The following is a 14,980-nucleotide window of genomic DNA, read 5'->3' on the forward strand; positions in this document are numbered from 1 at the left end:
TGTTCGGTCTGCCCGCCAAGGCCTGGATGGCCGCTGGCTGGTGCGCGAGACAGGAGCGGCGCCGCATCGCCCCCGCGGCGCCGCTCCACCCCTGGCCAGCGCGGCCGCGCCCCTCCGACGGAGCGCGTTCCTCTCCCAGGCCCGCCCCGTTGCGGCCGCGCTGGTCTTTATTGTGCTTCACGCACAAGCTCAGGCGCAGCAACAACCCGAGACGCAGAGCGTTGAGGATCGCGCGCAGGCAGCCGCCGCGGCGTCGCGCGCCCGGTCAAGCGACAGCGAGGCGATCCAGCGCAACTATGTGACGCCGGGTCTCGCCGGACAGCCGATCGCGACGATCGATGGCAAGCGCAACTTCAACTCCAGCCTCGCCTGTCAGAAGACCGCGACCTTGCTCGAGATCATCGCGCAGCCTGGCGCGACCGGCGATTTGATGCACGTCCAGATCGCGCGCGACACCGATCTCGACGGCGCGGTCGACAGCCGCTCGACGCTGCCGGTTCCCGTGTCGGGCCTGTGCGCCAATGGCGTGATCGCTTGCGATCCCGGCACCTGGACGCAATGCAAGCCGTTCCGCTGGGACGTAGATGCGGACCGCAACCTCAAGCTCAGCGCGGCGCCGCTGACCGAGCTTGCCGGCTGCTATTGCATCAACAACAGCTGCGGAACGAACCTCGCCTGGGGCAACCTCGCTGGCGTGCTGCGCGATCTTGGCGGCGGGATGATCGGTGCGCTCACCACAGCCGATCCCCGGCTCGGCGTGGCGCAGGCGGTCATCGAGGGGCCGGTCATCCGCTATACCGGCGCGCAGACCACCGCCTGCACCGCCAGCCCCGCGCTGCCGCAAAGCAGCTATCGCGCGAACCCCCAAATCATCGCGGCAGACGCCGCGGCTGCGGCCGCCAACAGCGGCCTGTTCCAGACCCTTTCAGGCTCACCCGCTGGACTCGGCAAGGCGCAGCAGGTGCGCCATTGCACGATCGAGCGCCAGGTCACGGTCGAAGGCGCTGACCTCGACGCCATCGTGCAGCGCGTGTTGGGCGGCTACGCGACCACGCGCACCGGCAACACCATCGAATATCTGATGGGCTCGCCCGGGGACAATTCGCTGCGTGGTGGCAATTGCAGCCTGATCGACTTCCGCATGACGCTCCGGGTCGAGGACCCCGATCGCATCACTGGCGCGCGCCTACTCGACTATTATGCCGATGACTGGGCGCAGATCCGTGTCGATGGCACGCTGGTCGCCTCCGGCCCGGCGCCATGGAGTTCGCAAGGCCTGCCGCCCGGCAAGTGCGAGCGCTCTGGCGCGTTTCATGCCAGCCCCAATCTCGACCTCAAGCCCTGGCTGACCAAAGGCGATCATGAAATCTGGCTGCGCGTCGCGGTCGCCGATGGCGGTGAGGCGCGCGCCCGGGTCGGAATCGAGATCGATGACAGCTGCCGCACGCGCGAGCAGATCGTCGACCAGTGCGGCATCCTCGACCGCGACACCAAGTGCCGCATCTCGGACGAGTTCGTCGATGGCGTCCAGACCTTCCGCAACGGCATCAACACGGGCCTGCGCCCGCTGCCACAAGTCCGTCAGTTCGGCGCCTCGGCCTGCGCGGTGACACTGCAACGGGACTTCTTCCAGCGCGACCGCATTTATCGCTGCGAGATCGACAGCAGCGCGGTTCCCGCACACCGGACTTGAGCCGCGGGGCTTATATCCTCGGCCGCTCGACCGAGACGCTGCTCGCGGACCGCACGCGCACCGCCGCCGGCGGCACGGCCGAAACCACCAGACCCTTCTCGCTGCCCGACCGCGGCTCGGTGCCGGCGTGCGAGCCGATCTGCAAGACGCGCGCGCCCAAGATCAACACCCAAACCGCCCTGCAGGGCGTGATCGGAACCCAGCAAAATGATCCAGCCTCGTTCGACACCTTCTACCATAGCTGCGGCACCGCCAATGTCTGTCCGCTCGGCCCCGGCGAGGAGCTGGTCTCGGCGTGCGGCTGCCTCGACGATTTCCCGGAGGCGGTCGTGATGATGCAGACCGTCCGCCTTGCCGGCGCCGACCTCACCTGCACGGCGGCACCGCAATGAGCGAGCGCAGCTGGTTCCCGCCGTCAAAGGTGGCGCTGCTGCTGGCCGCCTTGCTGACCTTCCTGATCGTCACGCAGACGGCGTCGGCCCGAGCCTTTGGTGAACTAGTGTCGTCCGCGCCCGGGACCGCGCAAGTCCTCCCGCAGCTGCCAGACGAAACTGGGCCGACCGAGCCGGTGCCGCTACCCGGCCAGGTCGAACCGCCGATGCAGCCGCCCGATCCGGGTTTGCCACCGGCACCCCCGCTCCCCGAAGAACCGGTGCCGCCGCCCAGCGAGCCGCCACCGCCGCCGCCCGCCGGCACGCCGTTCGATCCGGCCCCGGCGCAGCTGTGCGCCGCCGATCTCAACGGCAATGGCGATGCCGCCGACAGCGGCGAGGTCGCGGCCTGTATGCCGACCGCCAGCGCGCCTGGCTGGCTCTGTCCGTTGCAGCAAATGGCCTGCGAGGCTCAACCGGACGGGCAGTTTAGCTGCCCGCTAGGCGACCAGCATGGTTGCGCGGTCCCGCTCGGCGGCGGCGCGCCGAGCTGCTCGCCCAATCTCTGCGCCGATCCCGCGGCCAATCCGGTCGAGCAAGTGCCACCGATCGACGATGCCGGCACCCCGGCCGATGGCGGTGTCGATGCCGAGGGCAATTGCCTTGGCCGGATCGAGATCTTCAGCGGCCGCGGCATGCGCTGCCGGCCGCCGGGGCTCGGCGTGACCTTCAAGAATTGCTGCAAGGACAAGGGCAGGATCATCAAGGATGGGATGGGTTCATCGATTACGTCGATCGGCACCAAGATCGCGGTGGTGAAGGGCGTGTTCAACGGCATGAGCGCGGCATTTGCCGCGTTCAAGGCAGGCGCCACGGCGAACCAGGCGGCGAGCGCGGGCGCCAATGCGCTGATCCTCGGTTTCGATCCCACCTCGATCGCGATCAGCCTCGCCATCAACTTCATGGTCGAGCTGCTGTTCTCGGGCTGCGACCAGCAGGATATGGAAACCGCGATGCTGCGCGGGTCGGGCATGTGCCACGAGGTCGGCAGCTACTGCACGGCGAGTTTCCTCGGGATCTGCCTGCAAAAGGCCAAGGGCCATTGCTGCTTCAACACCAAGCTCGGCCGCATCATCCAGGAACAGGGTCGCCCGCAGCTCAAATCGTTCAACGGCGTCGGCTGGGGCACGCCACGCAAGCCGAGGTGCCGCGGCTTCACGCCCGAGGAGTTTCAGGCGCTCGATTTCGCAAAGATGGATCTGAGCGAATATTATGCGGACATCGAAAGCCGCGCGGCGTCGCAAATCCAGATCGATATGAAGGACAAGATCGATGCGTATCTCAACGCGGTCGGCGAATAGTCTCGCCGCGGCGCTCGCGATTCTCGCCACTTCGGCGCTGGCTCAGGACAGCGCCAAGGAGGGGATTGAGCGCCAAGGCGAGCCTGCCATGAAGCGGCTGAAGGACGCAATGGCGCGGGCCAAGCCAGCCGAGCGTGATGCAGCCATCCCGCGTCTGCCCGGCGAGCCAGCCCCGCAACTTCGCCGGCGCGCGTTTGAAGCGCTGCGCAAGCAGCACAGTTCGCCGGAGCTTGATCGACGCGCCCGAGCCGCTGCCGCCGCCGGCGAAGCGCAGCTCGCGGCCCGGCGCGAGGCGATGGCGAAGCGCCTTCGGCAATCGCTCGGGCTCGAGCCCGGCGAGGTCACGGACATCGCCAAAAACGTAGCCCCGACCCCAACGGGCTGGGTGCCAGTGCTGTTCATATCCTCCTCGATGCCGGTGCCGGTGCTGCGCACCTATGCCGAGCAACTCGCGCGGGTTCGTGGCGTGATGGCGTTTCGCGGTGTGCCTGGTGGGCTCACCCGGATCGGCCCGATGGCCGAACTCACCGCACAGATCCTGCGGCTCGATCCGGGTTGCGAGGGTCCGTCGTGCGTCATGCGTGACGTCCAGATCATCGTCGATCCGCTCGTGTTCCGGCAGCATGGTGTCGCGCGCGTGCCCGCGCTGGCGATGATCCCCGGCGATCCCACCCAGCCCTATTGCGAACGCGAGGATGAGAGTCCGCGCGCCAGCCACCTGGTCTATGGCGACGCCGCGCTGTCCGGTCTCATTGACGAATATCGGCGCCTCGGAGGCGCCATGGAGGTCAAGGATGTTCAGGCTCGTCTGTCTGCTCCTTGAGCTGGCTACCCGGCTGCTGCGCGAGCTTGGCCGCCTCCCGCGCCGGGCCGCACAGGCGCTCAATCCCGGAAACGACGCCAGTTCCAGACGGCTGCTCTGGGCTATCGCGCTCGCCTCCTCGGCCGGGCTTGCCGCTTCTTGGGCGATGCCGCGGGTCACGCTCGTGATGAGCCCGTCGATCGAAGCCTGGGCGGTTCGGTCGGCGCCCGGACCGATCCGCAAGGGCGATCTGGTTCAGTTCACCCTCTCCCATCCGGTCGCCGGACCCAAGCCAGTGAGCGTGACCAAATATGCGCTGTGCATGCCCGGCGAGCAGGTCCGGGTCGCCCTGCGCCCACCCGATCAAGCGAAGCACGTTACCGCCGCATTCTTCTGCAGCGACGCTTCGCTGGGCACGAGCCTCGCCATGGGCCGCGGCGGCATGAAGCTGAGCCCGGCCAACATCGGCGGCGTCATCCCTCCCGACTTTGTCTATGTCGGCTCGCACCATCCACATGGGTTCGACAGCCGCTATTTCGGGCTGGTGCGAATCGAGCGGCTCCGGCGGATGGAGCGGCTGTTCTGACACGGCCTCAAGGATCTATCCCACATTTTTGTGATATTACATTCTGTGGGATAATTGATTTTTCTAGGCCGAGCTAGGCGCAAATATGTTGCAATCTTGAGGTTATCCCACATATAATAAAACATAGAGATTGTGGGATAATAAATGGCGAGCGTGGTCAAGCCCTTCTCCGAAGAACAGGCTCGCGCACTGGTGAATCTACGCCAGCGCTACGAGGTCTGGATGGAGGCAGAGCGCACCTTGGCCGGTCTGCCCTATGACCTGCGTCGCAAGGAAGTTGGCGGCCGCTCGTATCTCTATGAAATCAAGGATCGCAGCGGGAACGGCAAGAGCCTGGGCGCGTGGTCCGACGAGCATGCGGTGCGACTCGAAGCTTATCGCGCGCAAAAAAGCGATGCCAAGACCCGCAGGGATGGCAGCCGAACGCCCCTCGAAGAAACAGGACGCCTCGGCCGAGCATTGCAGTTGCCAATGGTCGCGAACGAGGCAGGTCCGATCCTGCGCGAGGCCGACCGCCGCGGTCTTCTCGATGGCGCGTTGCTTGTGGTCGGAACGAACGCGGTTCCCGCCTATTCGATCGAGGCTGGCGGCCTGATCCGGGAGCTTCCAGACGAGACCGCCGATTTCGATCTCGCCTGGGCCGAAACGGAAGCCAGCGATGGCGAGCAAGTCCTGTGGCAAATGCTCAAGGCAGTCGACCGGACATTTACCGTCAACACCGAGCGCACCTTCCAGGCGCGCAACGCCAAAGCCTATGAAGTCGAGATCCTCGTCGCGCCCTCGCGAGTCGCGACGATGTCCCGCACCGACCGGCCCAAACCGGTCCCGCTGCCAGAGCAGGAATGGCTGCTCGAGGGGTGCCCGGTCGATCATGTCGTCATCTGCCGCGACGGAAGTCCGGCCCGGATCGTCGCGCCAGATCCGCGGTGGTTTGCGCTCCAGAAGCTCTGGATGGCCGATCAGCCCAAGCGCAACGCCCTGAAGCGGGGCAAGGATGCCAAGCAGGGGATGCTGCTGCTCAATGCGGTGGCCGAGGCGATGCCACTCTATCCGTTGAACGACGATTTCGAGCGGTCGCTTCCCGGCGAGCTGGCGCCCTACTTCGTTCGCTGGGCAGAACAGCGGCAGTCGCGCACGCCCTCGGCCTGGTGATTGCCGGCATATCGCACGAAATCCGTCATCGATCGGCGTCTACTCATAGGAAACACATTTCGGCATCGAGATAGCGTCGCACGCGCATGATGCCGGTGAGTTCTCCGCCCAGCATGACCTCCAGTGCGCTCGCGCCGCCAAAGACTTCATTCGCGGCCCTGATCCAATGATATCTGCATCGCGACTCGGGAAAGATCACCCGAAGCGCCCGATGGATACTTATCAAGTTGGACAGCCGCGCGCATCCGTCGCTGGAGTGGCGCCCGCCACCTTGGGCCCTCCATCGGCGATACCGGTTTACCGGCATGCCCAACAAGGCGGCCGCCTGGGGATCGGTTAGATCCCACTTCTCGAACAGATTGAGCACAGCACGGAACATGGCAGCGGCCTCGTCGGGTGTGACGAGATCGGCGTCAGACGCTGGCGGCACCGCTTCAATTTGACGTGCTTCGGGGAAGACCGTTCTCCAGCTCTCACGGTGGAGCATGAGTACAAGAATCGGGCGCGATCGGACAGACGCCACCTGACTTCAAACGGTACGTCATGCCCCCTTGCGGCACGTTAATGCCCTCAGCATTGCCCGAGCACGTGATCGGCCGGACAGTTGGCTCGTGTCCGTCTTCCATCTCCTCGCCGCTCGACGCAGAAAGCAGGCAGGCCTGCGGAGACGTCTGGACAATCGAACGGTCAGGCGTCTGCTCGCTGGAGTCGCCGCATTCGCGTGGATGTTCTCATCCAACCTCGCATTGGCGCAAACGCCAGAAGGCTCAGGCAGTGCGAAGCCCAAGCAAGGCTATTGGTGGTACGAGGCGCCTCCCCCGCCCCAGCCGGCCGAAGCGGCGGACGAACTCGTCAAGCCAGCGATCCCGCCGATGGCCCAGCTCGCGACCTGGACGCCGCCGCGCATCCGCAAGCTGATCGAGCAGCAGCGCGATTACGCCGCGACCGTGCTGACGGTCGAAGCGGTCGCGGATTTCTGGCGCCTGCAGGACTTCGCCCGGCGAAAGGCGCGGGCATTCGCCGGCGTGACGCAGCTCGCCATGCTGCAGCATCCCGAGCTCAATTCGAAGTCGGCCAATCCAATGGTCGGCCACGCCCGCGCCGATCTCACCGCGCAGAAGGACGCGATCCGCCGCGGCTATCTGCGCGCCAAGGCAAACGAGTTCGCGCTGGTCATGTTCTCGCGCTCGACCTGCGGCTATTGCCGGGTGCAGTGGCCGATCGTACAGCGTTTCCAAGAGGAGATGAGCTGGCAGGTCACTCTGATGGACCTGGATCGCCGCCCGGATCTCGCCGCGCGCTATGGCGTCGAGATCACGCCGACCACGATGCTGATCCGCCGCGGTAGCGCGCAACGGATGGTGGTCGCGAGCGGCGTCGAAACCTACCCCAATCTCGCGCAGATGGCGTATCAGGCCACCAGACTGCTCAGCGGCGACATTCGACCCGAACAGTTCATGACTGGGCCAGGCGAGGAAGACGGCTTTTTCGATGCGCTCGCAAATGGCCCGGTTTCGGCGACGGATCCGCGCGCGCTCGGCGGCGACCTGGTTCCGCCTGCCCCAGAGCCTGAGCGATGACAGGCCGCGGGCAATTCGGCCGCAGACCCCGGTCTGCGCCGTTCAAATCACGCCAATATGCGCGCCTGCTCGCCGCGCTCGGTGAGAAGCCGCACGGCCTTTTTGTCGAAACTGACGAAGGTCTCGCCACCGAGCCAACGACCATCATGTGCGATCACGCCGTCAGCGAAATCGCCACCCGCTTCGAAGACGGCGAGGCCAGCTTCGACCGCGTTTCGATCCATCTCAACATTGGCAGCATCGAGCAAAAATCGAAGCGAAGCAGCGATCTGCTGTGGCTCGTATCGATAAAGACGGCCAAGCACCCAGCAGAATTCGCACAGCGCTGGCAAGGTGACGGCGACCAGTTCCGCGCCGGACATGAGCTTTCGAGCCAACGGACCTTGGACGGGGTCATCCTGCGTCGCGGCCCGAACCAGCACATTGGTATCGGCGACGATTTTCACAGTTCGCCGGCCCAACCCTTGGCGATCACTTCGTTCATCTCTTCGATCGAGATCGAGCGCTGGCCTTCCCGCTTCAGAGACCCGAAAAAGCCATCAATCTTTCCCAATGGCCGCACGGCCCGAACTCGCAGTTCGCCATTCGGAAGGCGGTCCAGGCTGATCTTATCACCCGGCCTGACGCCCAGATGCTGGAGAAGCTCCTTCCTGAGCGTCACCTGGCCTTTGGCACTGATGGTAATCGCGTTCATCGCCGCACCTCACTTTACCGCAAAAGTAAGAGAATTTTTCCTTACTTTCAAGCAGTCGATTCGCCAGAGGATCGTTCAGGGTTCGCTGCTCGGTTTGTTCGCAGCAAACCTCATCCCGGCGTCTGCAGCAGCGCAAAGAGTGACTCGCGAGCGAGCTCAGGCCGCCGCCATTCATCCGGTGACAGATGTGGGTTCAATGCGTCGCTGGCTCGCCCGAGTTCCCGTGACCCGCGAATTTCCGCCCGACCTACCGACGACCCTGCGCGCTCAATCCTCGCTCTATGTGATCGAGATGACGACCGCGCCTGGCTGCCTGCCCTGCGCCGACCTCTGGACACGGCTCAATGAGCTGCGGGCGCGCTATGGCTGGCAGGTTCGTACGCTCTCCGGACAGGAAGCATTGCTGCGCTCGGGTCGGCTCGGTCTGCCATGGGTGGGCCATCCGGTCGCGTGGGTGCGGCCGCACAGCGATCCGGCACGAATGATCCCCATCGCGATCGGCACCGATCACGCGCCGAATCTCGTGCGCAACCTCTATCTGTCGGCGAAGATGCTGACCGGCGTGCGTCCGGCGGTCGCGGTCCGCGCCATGTCGAAGTTCACGGGCATCGTCAGATCGCCGGCGCCTGCTGCCAAGAAGCGCTGAGCATGGCGGGCTCAGCCTCCCCTCCCCTCGATCAGGAAAGTCTGCCGCCATGCGCCGTCTTGCTCGCCTTCGCCTGTCGCTCGCATTGGGCATTGCCGCAACGACGCTGCTGACGGCTTCGCCCGCAAGCGCGCAGAGCTGGGCCGAGAGCTGGTTCGACAATGTCACCTATTCGAGCGCCGGCAGCTTCGAGGACCAGACGCGCGGCTATGTGACCGCGGGCGGCATCTCGGGCCGGGTCGATGTCCATAACGACTATCTCATGTCCGTGACCCTGCCAAAGGTGCGCGCGGGCTGCGGCGGCATCGACATGTTTCTGGGCGGCATGTCGTTCCTCGACCCCGACTATCTCGTGCAGAAGCTCGAGAGCATCCTCCAGGCTGCCCCCGCGGTCGCGTTCCAGTATCTGCTCGAGACGCTCGACGAGAAGATGGGCAACATCATCTCGAAGATGGAAGCGGCGACCAACTTCCTCAATTCGATCCAAGTCAATGACTGCCGCCGCGCCAACCGCATGGTTCAGATCGCCAAGGGCGACGACAATATGTCGGGCATCATCGAGGAGATGACCGGTTATCGCTCGGTCAAGCAGGGGTTTGCCAAGAGCTACCAGCAGTCGCGCGAGAGGATCGAGGCGAACAACAACAATCCGACCGAGGATCTGAAGGAAGCACTCGAGAACTGTCCGCCCGAGGTCACCGAGATCTTCCGCACCGGCTCCCTGCTCGCCAATGCCGCCGCGCGCGTCGGCGCGAGCAACTGGGCCTCGGTGATGCGCGCCCGCGTCGGCGACGTATACATGCGCTGGAACGCCACCGACAAGGTCCCGCTCTTCTCGGCGATCCCCACCTGCGCCGCGCAGGACACCGAGAGTCCCCAGGACTTCCTGACCGGTCGCGTCCAGCGCCGCGGCCTCAGCCTGCCGCCGACCGGGGCCGATTGCGCGCAGGATGGCGGCGGGCGCGGCGCGTTGGTGCTGGCGCGCGAAAGGATGCAGACGATTGCGACCAAAATCCGCACCCGTGCCGCGCTCAGCGCCGAGGAACGCCAGTTCGTCGCCAATGTCCGCACCCTGCCCGTTTATCGCCTTCTGGAATGGGGCGTGCGGCAAGGCGTCGTAGACTCGGTCATCGGCGATACCGACGAACTGGTGGCGTTGAGCCTCGCCTATCAGATGCTCAACGACCTTACCCGCACCATCGACTTTGCGGTCGGAAATGCCGAACGCGGCGTGAGCGCGGCCGGGGTGACCGATGGAGCCAGCAAGAATGTCTGCCAGACCCGCATCCTCGCCAAGGGGATCGAGCAGCTGCGCGACCTGCGCGATGAAGTGCAGCGCCAGCGCGCGCAGATGCGCCAGTCCTATATGGCGGCGCTCGGCACCGCTAACCTCTCGACCAGCTATGCCGGGCTGCTGCGCGAGCGCGACCGCGATGCACGCGATGCCGCCGGCACCGCCGCCGCGCGCAACCAGTGAGCGGCGCCTGTCCGATGCGCCACTACCGCAGCCTGCTCGCCGCCGCGCCCACCGTGCTGATCGCAACGCCGGCGGCGGCGTTCGACACGAGCTTCCACACCTATAACGGGTTCCAGGAGACGGTGGACGCGTTCCGCACCGTCTCGCTGATCTTCGCCGATCCTCGCTACGAGACGCTGGTGCTGATCATGGCAACGGTCGGCATCGCGCTGGGCGCGCTGCTCGCCAGCGCGCGCGGGTCCGGCATCGGCCTCATCGCGTTCGGCTTCCAGATCCTGGTCGGGGTCGGGCTGTTCGTCGGCCTCGTCGCCAACACCGGCACGGTGCATGTCTACGACCGGGTAAAGAACGCCCATCAGGCGGTCGGCGGCGTGCCCGTGCTGCTCGTCGTGATCGCGGGAACGACGAACATGATCGAGCGCGCGATGGTCGAGACGATCGACGACAACACACCCGATCCCACCACCAAATACAGCTTCGGCGGTGGCGGCCAGGCGTTCGACCTGTTTCTCAACGCGACCAGCCCGCGCGGCCCAATGACCGACACGTTCCTCGACGCGACGATCAAGGACTATGTCCGGCAATGCTATCCGGTCGCGCGCGTCTCGGCCGCCTACGGCGTCGATGACGACAAGCTGTTCCGAACCGCAACCGACCTGCCCGCGGCCTTCGCCGCCATGGCCGGCCCCGCGACCTTCTCGACCGTCTACACCGCCACCGACAAAGGCGGCACCACAGTCAGTTGCGAGGAGGCCTGGACCCATATCGCGGCGCGTCTCAACGATCCGAACCTGTTCGAGGATTACACCCGTCAGGTCTGCCGACGCAGCGGCTACCGCATCGATGACGCCGCACAACTCGCGCGCTGCCGCGAGCAGCTGGGCGCACTCGGCACGACGATGCTCAGCCGCCCGCTCACCCAGCAAAGCCTGATGACCCATGTCATGCTCGGCCAAACGGTGGGCGACGTATTGTTCGAAGACAGCCCAGCCAGTGCCGCCCGGGTCATGGCCAACCGCGCGGTGGTGACCAGTGGGCTCACCACCATGTCGGTCGCCAATGAATGGATGCCGACCATCCGCGCGACGGTGTTCGGCATCATGCTGTTCATGGTACCCGTCGCGCTCCTGTTCATCCTGACCCCAATCAACCTGCGGGTGGCAAGCTTCGCGCTCGGGCTGTTCGTGTTCGTCGCGCTCTGGGGGGTCATTGATGCCGGCATCTATCAACTCACCCTGGGGCGCGCGTCGGCGGTGATGGCCGAGCTGCAGGCGAGCGCGCTCGGTGCTAACAGCTGGCTGCTCGCGCCTTCCGCGGCGACCAAGGCGCTCGCCGTGTTCGGCAGTTTCCGTACGGCGGCGGCCGGCATCGCCGGCGCGTTCGTATTCACCGTCTTCCGGTTCAGCGGCAATGTGTTCAGCTCGTTCACCGGCAGCGCGCTCGGCGTCACCAGCCAGGCCAGCGCCGCCGCCGCGCCGGTCACCACCAGCGAGGGCTATGCCTCGGCGCTGGAGGCGCAGGCGTCCGCGCTCGGCACGCGCAGCCGCGCAAGCGCCGCATCGAGCTTCGGCGATTTCGGCGAACGCAGCAGCTTCAACGCCAACCGCAGCTTCGGCGAGGCCGGTCATATTATCGGCGAGCGCCCAGGGACGGCGGGCGGCACCGCGTTCGCGCTCGGCGGGATCGAGGGTGCGCGCCAGATGGGCGCCCTCGCCCCCGCGCTCAAGGCCAAGGATCTCGCCGATCCGCAGGTCGCTCGCGACGTGCAGGCAAATGCCGCGACTACCGCGATCCATCAGTTCGCCGAAAAGGACGCGCTCCGCAAACTCGGCACGAGTTATTTCGGCGCAGGCCAGTCCGGTGAGCGCGCCTTCGCGGCATTCAGCCAGAACCTCGTTCAATGGCGCGCGTTCGGCGATCAGCGTGCCTATGACATGATGCTGCAAGGCGCGCAGCGGCATTTCGAGCGGCAGGGCTACAGCGCGAAGGACGCATCACTAAAGGCCAGCGGCGTGATCGGCGAAGCGCGGAGCGACCCGACCTTCGCCAAGCTCATCGCCAACAGCTATGACCAGGAGCAGATGCTGCGTAATGATCTGACCGGCGCGCAGGTCACCGCTGGCGCAATGCAGGGCCGCCGCGACTTCGCCGGCGACCAGGTCGCTCGGATCGAACGCAGCAATGTCGCGATCGAACAGGCGACCCGCACCGGAACCAACCAAGGCCAGCGCGACGCGGCGGCGATGCTCGGCATCGCGCCGCAGGAGATGTCGCGCCGCATCGGGTTCATCAACGCGCTCTCGGGGGAAGCCAGATCCTCGGCGATCTCGCAACTCAGCCACGCCACCGGGCGCAACGAGGCGCAGGTTCTCAAAGCGATCGAGACCTACAACGCTTCGACCAGCCTCGGAACCGCCGACGGCGCCACCGCCGAGGCGGCGCGCGAAGGCACCAGCGTTTACGCTCGCACTCGCGAGGCCGCCGGCTACGACTTCGCCGAACGCTCGGGCAAGCTCGACGCCCAGCGCGAGGTCGGCACGAGCGGCACCCGCGCAGCCGCCCGTATCGGCGAGCAGCGCCGCCAGGCCGACAATTTCGGGTTCGCGGAGGGCGCAGCGGCAGCGGGCGTCTCAACCCGCGAAGCCGCCCGGCTCGACAGCTTCATCAAGACGCTCAGCCAGACCGCCGGCAATCAGGTCGATATGGCAAGTGGCGGTGCCGCCGGCATCGCCGACCGTGCCCGCAACGAGCGCACGACCCGCATCGTCGAAAATGAACGCCTCAGCCGCATGCAGGGGCTGCTTCGCGCCAACGGCATCAGCATGTCGAAACGCGACCTCGCGCTCGCCCAGAATGGCGACCTCGCCCTCAACGTGTCGCCTCAGGTCGCGCAGCAACTTCACCAGGCCGGGCTCATCAACGACGCCCAGCTCGGCGCTATCGCCCAAGGCGGCCAGGCGCGTTTCAGCTTCGCCGCCAACGACATGCTTGTTTCCAGCAGCAGCGCGTTCCAGCAATCCGCGCGCAACGACACCAGCACCCGGTTCGAAGCCGGCAAGCAGGCCGGCCCGGACACGATCGAGCATTTCATGGGTGGTGGCGAAGCTGGCCAACAGGCCATGGCCAACTGGCTCAAGGGCGGGTTTGAGATGGACCGCAAGGGCGAATGGCGGCTTACCCCTCAGATCGCCGATACCCTGCAGCGCGACGTCAGCGCCATCATGGCCCAGACGGGCTGGCAACGGTCACTGAGCCGTAGCGCCGATAAACAGACAACCATGACAAGCAATTTCGGTCTCAACGTCGGTGCAAGTGCATCAGCAGGAGAAGACGACAATGATACGGGACGGGGCCGTGGCTCCGCTCCTCAGCAAAAGCGCGGTGCCCTCGGACGAGTGGGCGGCCAACTGGGGTTTGAGAGCCGCGACAGCGGGATTATCGGGTCGTCCGCGCGGTCCTCGCTCGACATTGCAAACTACGACGTGCGGAGCGCAATCGCATCGGCTGAGGCTGCTGCCGCAAAGTCGAATGACCCCGCGTCAACATTCTCGCGCGAGCTATCAAATCAAATCCTCGGGGGGGACGGGCTGCGCAATCGGTATCTCAAAGACGGCGCCTCCGCGCGCGGAACGTGGGACTTCTCATCGCCTGTTACTTCGGTGGAGCAATCCTCGGTACTGGGAAGTGGCCGCCACCTAACTGACTTAGACCGCAGCCGAGGCGACGGTGATCCAGAGTATCGCACGCGCAGGGATTAGCGCTGGTCCTCGTCCCGGAACGAGTAGCCGATCCACTGCGGACCAGATCGCGGATTTGTTTCATCCATGCCGGGATGGGACATGCCCGGTTGGCGGTATTCTCCGACATCGTGATCAAACCATGTGCTGACGGGTTTGCCTTCCTTAAGCAGCCGGCGAAGATAGCCAAAACCGAGTACCAAGCCCGCGGTGATCGGCATAAACAGGATATTGGTGATGACACCAAATCCGCTCATGTAGAATCTTTGCATGGTGAGGCCCCACTCCGTAACTGCCGGTAGCCAATACAGCAGGATCGCAGCCCACCAAGCTTTGGCGTACCATGGTCGCCAAAGGTAGTCGGCGATATGTAGTGGGGCTGCTGCGGGGTGAACGACTTCAGCTTTGACGACTGCGTCGGGGCTGTCGCTGGCTTTCATGCAACATCTCCACTCAAGAATGACGCGTGAGCGCGGTCTAAGCGGCTATTCCGCGACGTTGGCAGCCGTCTCAAGTTCGTTGATCCGCTCGCCGCAAATCGTATGAACGACGCGTCCTAAGGCCTCAATTTGGACGGTCAGCCATTCCAGTTCGTCCGAACTGATCCGATAATGCTTGGAATAGCGCGCTTTTACGTAAGCATCCTTGAGCTTCTCAAACGTCGCGCGCTCTCGACGAGTGCCTACGGGCCAAACTCCATACAATCGACGATCAAGACGCTCGGCTTGAGAACGTAAAAACGCGAGATTGTGCACATGGGGGGTTTATGCCGAGCGCCTGACTATGCCGAGCGGACGCAGGATCGCGCGGTTTTCCCAGGGTTTTGAGGTAGCCGGCTCGGCATAGTTTTACCGTCCTTCCAGGCACCCATCGCCGAAGGA

At 65.2% G+C, this 14,980-nt stretch carries 14 protein-coding genes and 1 pseudogene; 10 read left to right on the forward strand and 5 right to left on the reverse strand.

All coding sequences use genetic code 11. The annotated features are described in order from the left end of the window. Positions 1 to 172 precede the first annotated feature (172 nt). The 6 genes from M9978_RS17360 to M9978_RS17380 all read left to right on the forward strand — a co-directional run bounded on the left by M9978_RS17360 (position 173) and on the right by M9978_RS17380 (position 5,965). The gene (locus tag M9978_RS17360) at positions 173 to 1,693 is read left to right on the forward strand and encodes a hypothetical protein (protein ID WP_367305117.1); all 1,521 of its coding nucleotides are present in this window, start codon (positions 173 to 175) and stop codon (positions 1,691 to 1,693) included. Next, a complete protein-coding gene (locus tag M9978_RS23425; protein WP_367305118.1) occupies positions 1,690 to 2,085 on the forward strand; it encodes a hypothetical protein in 396 nt (131 codons plus the stop codon). The genes M9978_RS17360 and M9978_RS23425 overlap by 4 nt, the downstream gene beginning before the upstream one ends. Continuing rightward, positions 2,082 to 3,425 (forward strand): conjugal transfer protein TraN, encoded by a 1,344-nt coding sequence (traN, locus tag M9978_RS17365; protein ID WP_254295405.1) that lies wholly within the window; start codon positions 2,082 to 2,084, stop codon positions 3,423 to 3,425. Before M9978_RS23425 ends, traN begins: the two co-directional genes overlap by 4 nt. Positions 3,426 to 3,513: 88 nt before the next feature. Beyond that, on the forward strand, positions 3,514 to 4,248 hold the full coding sequence (locus tag M9978_RS17370) for a type-F conjugative transfer system pilin assembly protein TrbC (protein ID WP_254295408.1): 735 nt from the start codon (positions 3,514 to 3,516) through the stop codon (positions 4,246 to 4,248). Next, entirely contained in the window at positions 4,220 to 4,813 is a 594-nt protein-coding gene (locus M9978_RS17375; protein ID WP_254295409.1) for a S26 family signal peptidase, read from the forward strand. Before M9978_RS17370 ends, M9978_RS17375 begins: the two co-directional genes overlap by 29 nt. A 144-nt stretch (positions 4,814 to 4,957) precedes the next feature. Next, complete coding sequence (locus M9978_RS17380) at positions 4,958 to 5,965, forward strand: GSU2403 family nucleotidyltransferase fold protein (RefSeq protein ID WP_254295412.1); 1,008 nt, start codon at positions 4,958 to 4,960, stop codon at positions 5,963 to 5,965. Between the two features lie 43 nt (positions 5,966 to 6,008). Here the strand turns inward: M9978_RS17380 and M9978_RS17385 are convergent, their stop codons facing one another. Then, positions 6,009 to 6,452: an antitoxin Xre-like helix-turn-helix domain-containing protein gene (locus tag M9978_RS17385; protein WP_254295414.1), complete on the reverse strand. Its 444-nt coding sequence runs from the start codon at positions 6,450 to 6,452 to the stop codon at positions 6,009 to 6,011. A 238-nt stretch (positions 6,453 to 6,690) separates the two neighbouring features. On the opposite strand from M9978_RS17385, the gene M9978_RS17390 reads away from it, so the two are divergent. Continuing rightward, on the forward strand, positions 6,691 to 7,545 hold the full coding sequence (locus tag M9978_RS17390; RefSeq protein ID WP_254295416.1) for a conjugal transfer protein TraF: 855 nt from the start codon (positions 6,691 to 6,693) through the stop codon (positions 7,543 to 7,545). A gap of 47 nt (positions 7,546 to 7,592) precedes the next feature. On the opposite strand, the gene M9978_RS17395 is transcribed toward M9978_RS17390, so the two are convergent. Then, on the reverse strand, positions 7,593 to 7,991 hold the full coding sequence (locus M9978_RS17395) for a type II toxin-antitoxin system VapC family toxin (RefSeq protein ID WP_254295418.1): 399 nt from the start codon (positions 7,989 to 7,991) through the stop codon (positions 7,593 to 7,595). Continuing rightward, a complete protein-coding gene (locus M9978_RS17400) occupies positions 7,988 to 8,239 on the reverse strand; it encodes an AbrB/MazE/SpoVT family DNA-binding domain-containing protein (RefSeq protein WP_254295420.1) in 252 nt (83 codons plus the stop codon). Before M9978_RS17400 ends, M9978_RS17395 begins: the two co-directional genes overlap by 4 nt. Between M9978_RS17400 and M9978_RS17405 the strand changes: the two genes are divergently transcribed. From M9978_RS17405 to M9978_RS17415, 3 genes are read left to right on the forward strand one after another with little or no spacing between them, the layout of a single operon-like run. Beyond that, entirely contained in the window at positions 8,223 to 8,885 is a 663-nt protein-coding gene (locus M9978_RS17405) for a hypothetical protein (protein ID WP_367305119.1), read from the forward strand. The genes M9978_RS17400 and M9978_RS17405 overlap by 17 nt on opposite strands. Positions 8,886 to 8,934: 49 nt before the next feature. Beyond that, on the forward strand, positions 8,935 to 10,362 hold the full coding sequence (locus M9978_RS17410; protein ID WP_254295422.1) for a conjugal transfer protein TraH: 1,428 nt from the start codon (positions 8,935 to 8,937) through the stop codon (positions 10,360 to 10,362). A 14-nt stretch (positions 10,363 to 10,376) separates the two neighbouring features. Beyond that, positions 10,377 to 14,120, forward strand: a complete 3,744-nt coding sequence (locus M9978_RS17415; RefSeq protein WP_254295424.1) for a conjugal transfer protein TraG N-terminal domain-containing protein — start codon at positions 10,377 to 10,379, stop codon at positions 14,118 to 14,120. On the opposite strand, the gene M9978_RS17420 is transcribed toward M9978_RS17415, so the two are convergent. Beyond that, positions 14,117 to 14,539 (reverse strand): hypothetical protein, encoded by a 423-nt coding sequence (locus M9978_RS17420; RefSeq protein WP_254295426.1) that lies wholly within the window; start codon positions 14,537 to 14,539, stop codon positions 14,117 to 14,119. The two genes, M9978_RS17415 and M9978_RS17420, sit on opposite strands and share 4 nt — an antisense overlap. A gap of 45 nt (positions 14,540 to 14,584) precedes the next feature. Then, positions 14,585 to 14,863 (reverse strand): annotated as a pseudogene (locus M9978_RS17425) (HEPN domain-containing protein); the annotation flags it as partial. Positions 14,864 to 14,980: the final 117 nt, after the last annotated feature.

Origin of the sequence: Sphingomonas tagetis (genome assembly GCF_024211275.1) — a bacterium.
Classification (GTDB): domain Bacteria; phylum Pseudomonadota; class Alphaproteobacteria; order Sphingomonadales; family Sphingomonadaceae; genus Sphingomonas; species Sphingomonas tagetis.

Excerpts from the sequence above, each read along its gene's own strand:
- M9978_RS17405 (WP_367305119.1), top strand. The coding sequence starts at position 8,223 with ATGGTAATCGCGTTCATCGCCGCACCTCACTTTACCGCAAAAGTAAGA.
- M9978_RS17380 (WP_254295412.1), top strand. The coding sequence starts at position 4,958 with ATGGCGAGCGTGGTCAAGCCCTTCTCCGAAGAACAGGCTCGCGCACTG.
- M9978_RS17400 (WP_254295420.1), bottom strand. The coding sequence starts at position 8,239 with ATGAACGCGATTACCATCAGTGCCAAAGGCCAGGTGACGCTCAGGAAG.
- M9978_RS17390 (WP_254295416.1), top strand. The coding sequence starts at position 6,691 with ATGTTCTCATCCAACCTCGCATTGGCGCAAACGCCAGAAGGCTCAGGC.
- M9978_RS17385 (WP_254295414.1), bottom strand. The coding sequence starts at position 6,452 with ATGCTCCACCGTGAGAGCTGGAGAACGGTCTTCCCCGAAGCACGTCAA.
- M9978_RS17410 (WP_254295422.1), top strand. The coding sequence starts at position 8,935 with ATGCGCCGTCTTGCTCGCCTTCGCCTGTCGCTCGCATTGGGCATTGCC.
- M9978_RS17420 (WP_254295426.1), bottom strand. The coding sequence starts at position 14,539 with ATGAAAGCCAGCGACAGCCCCGACGCAGTCGTCAAAGCTGAAGTCGTT.
- traN (WP_254295405.1), top strand. The coding sequence starts at position 2,082 with ATGAGCGAGCGCAGCTGGTTCCCGCCGTCAAAGGTGGCGCTGCTGCTG.
- M9978_RS17375 (WP_254295409.1), top strand. The coding sequence starts at position 4,220 with ATGTTCAGGCTCGTCTGTCTGCTCCTTGAGCTGGCTACCCGGCTGCTG.
- M9978_RS17370 (WP_254295408.1), top strand. The coding sequence starts at position 3,514 with ATGAAGCGGCTGAAGGACGCAATGGCGCGGGCCAAGCCAGCCGAGCGT.
- M9978_RS17415 (WP_254295424.1), top strand. The coding sequence starts at position 10,377 with ATGCGCCACTACCGCAGCCTGCTCGCCGCCGCGCCCACCGTGCTGATC.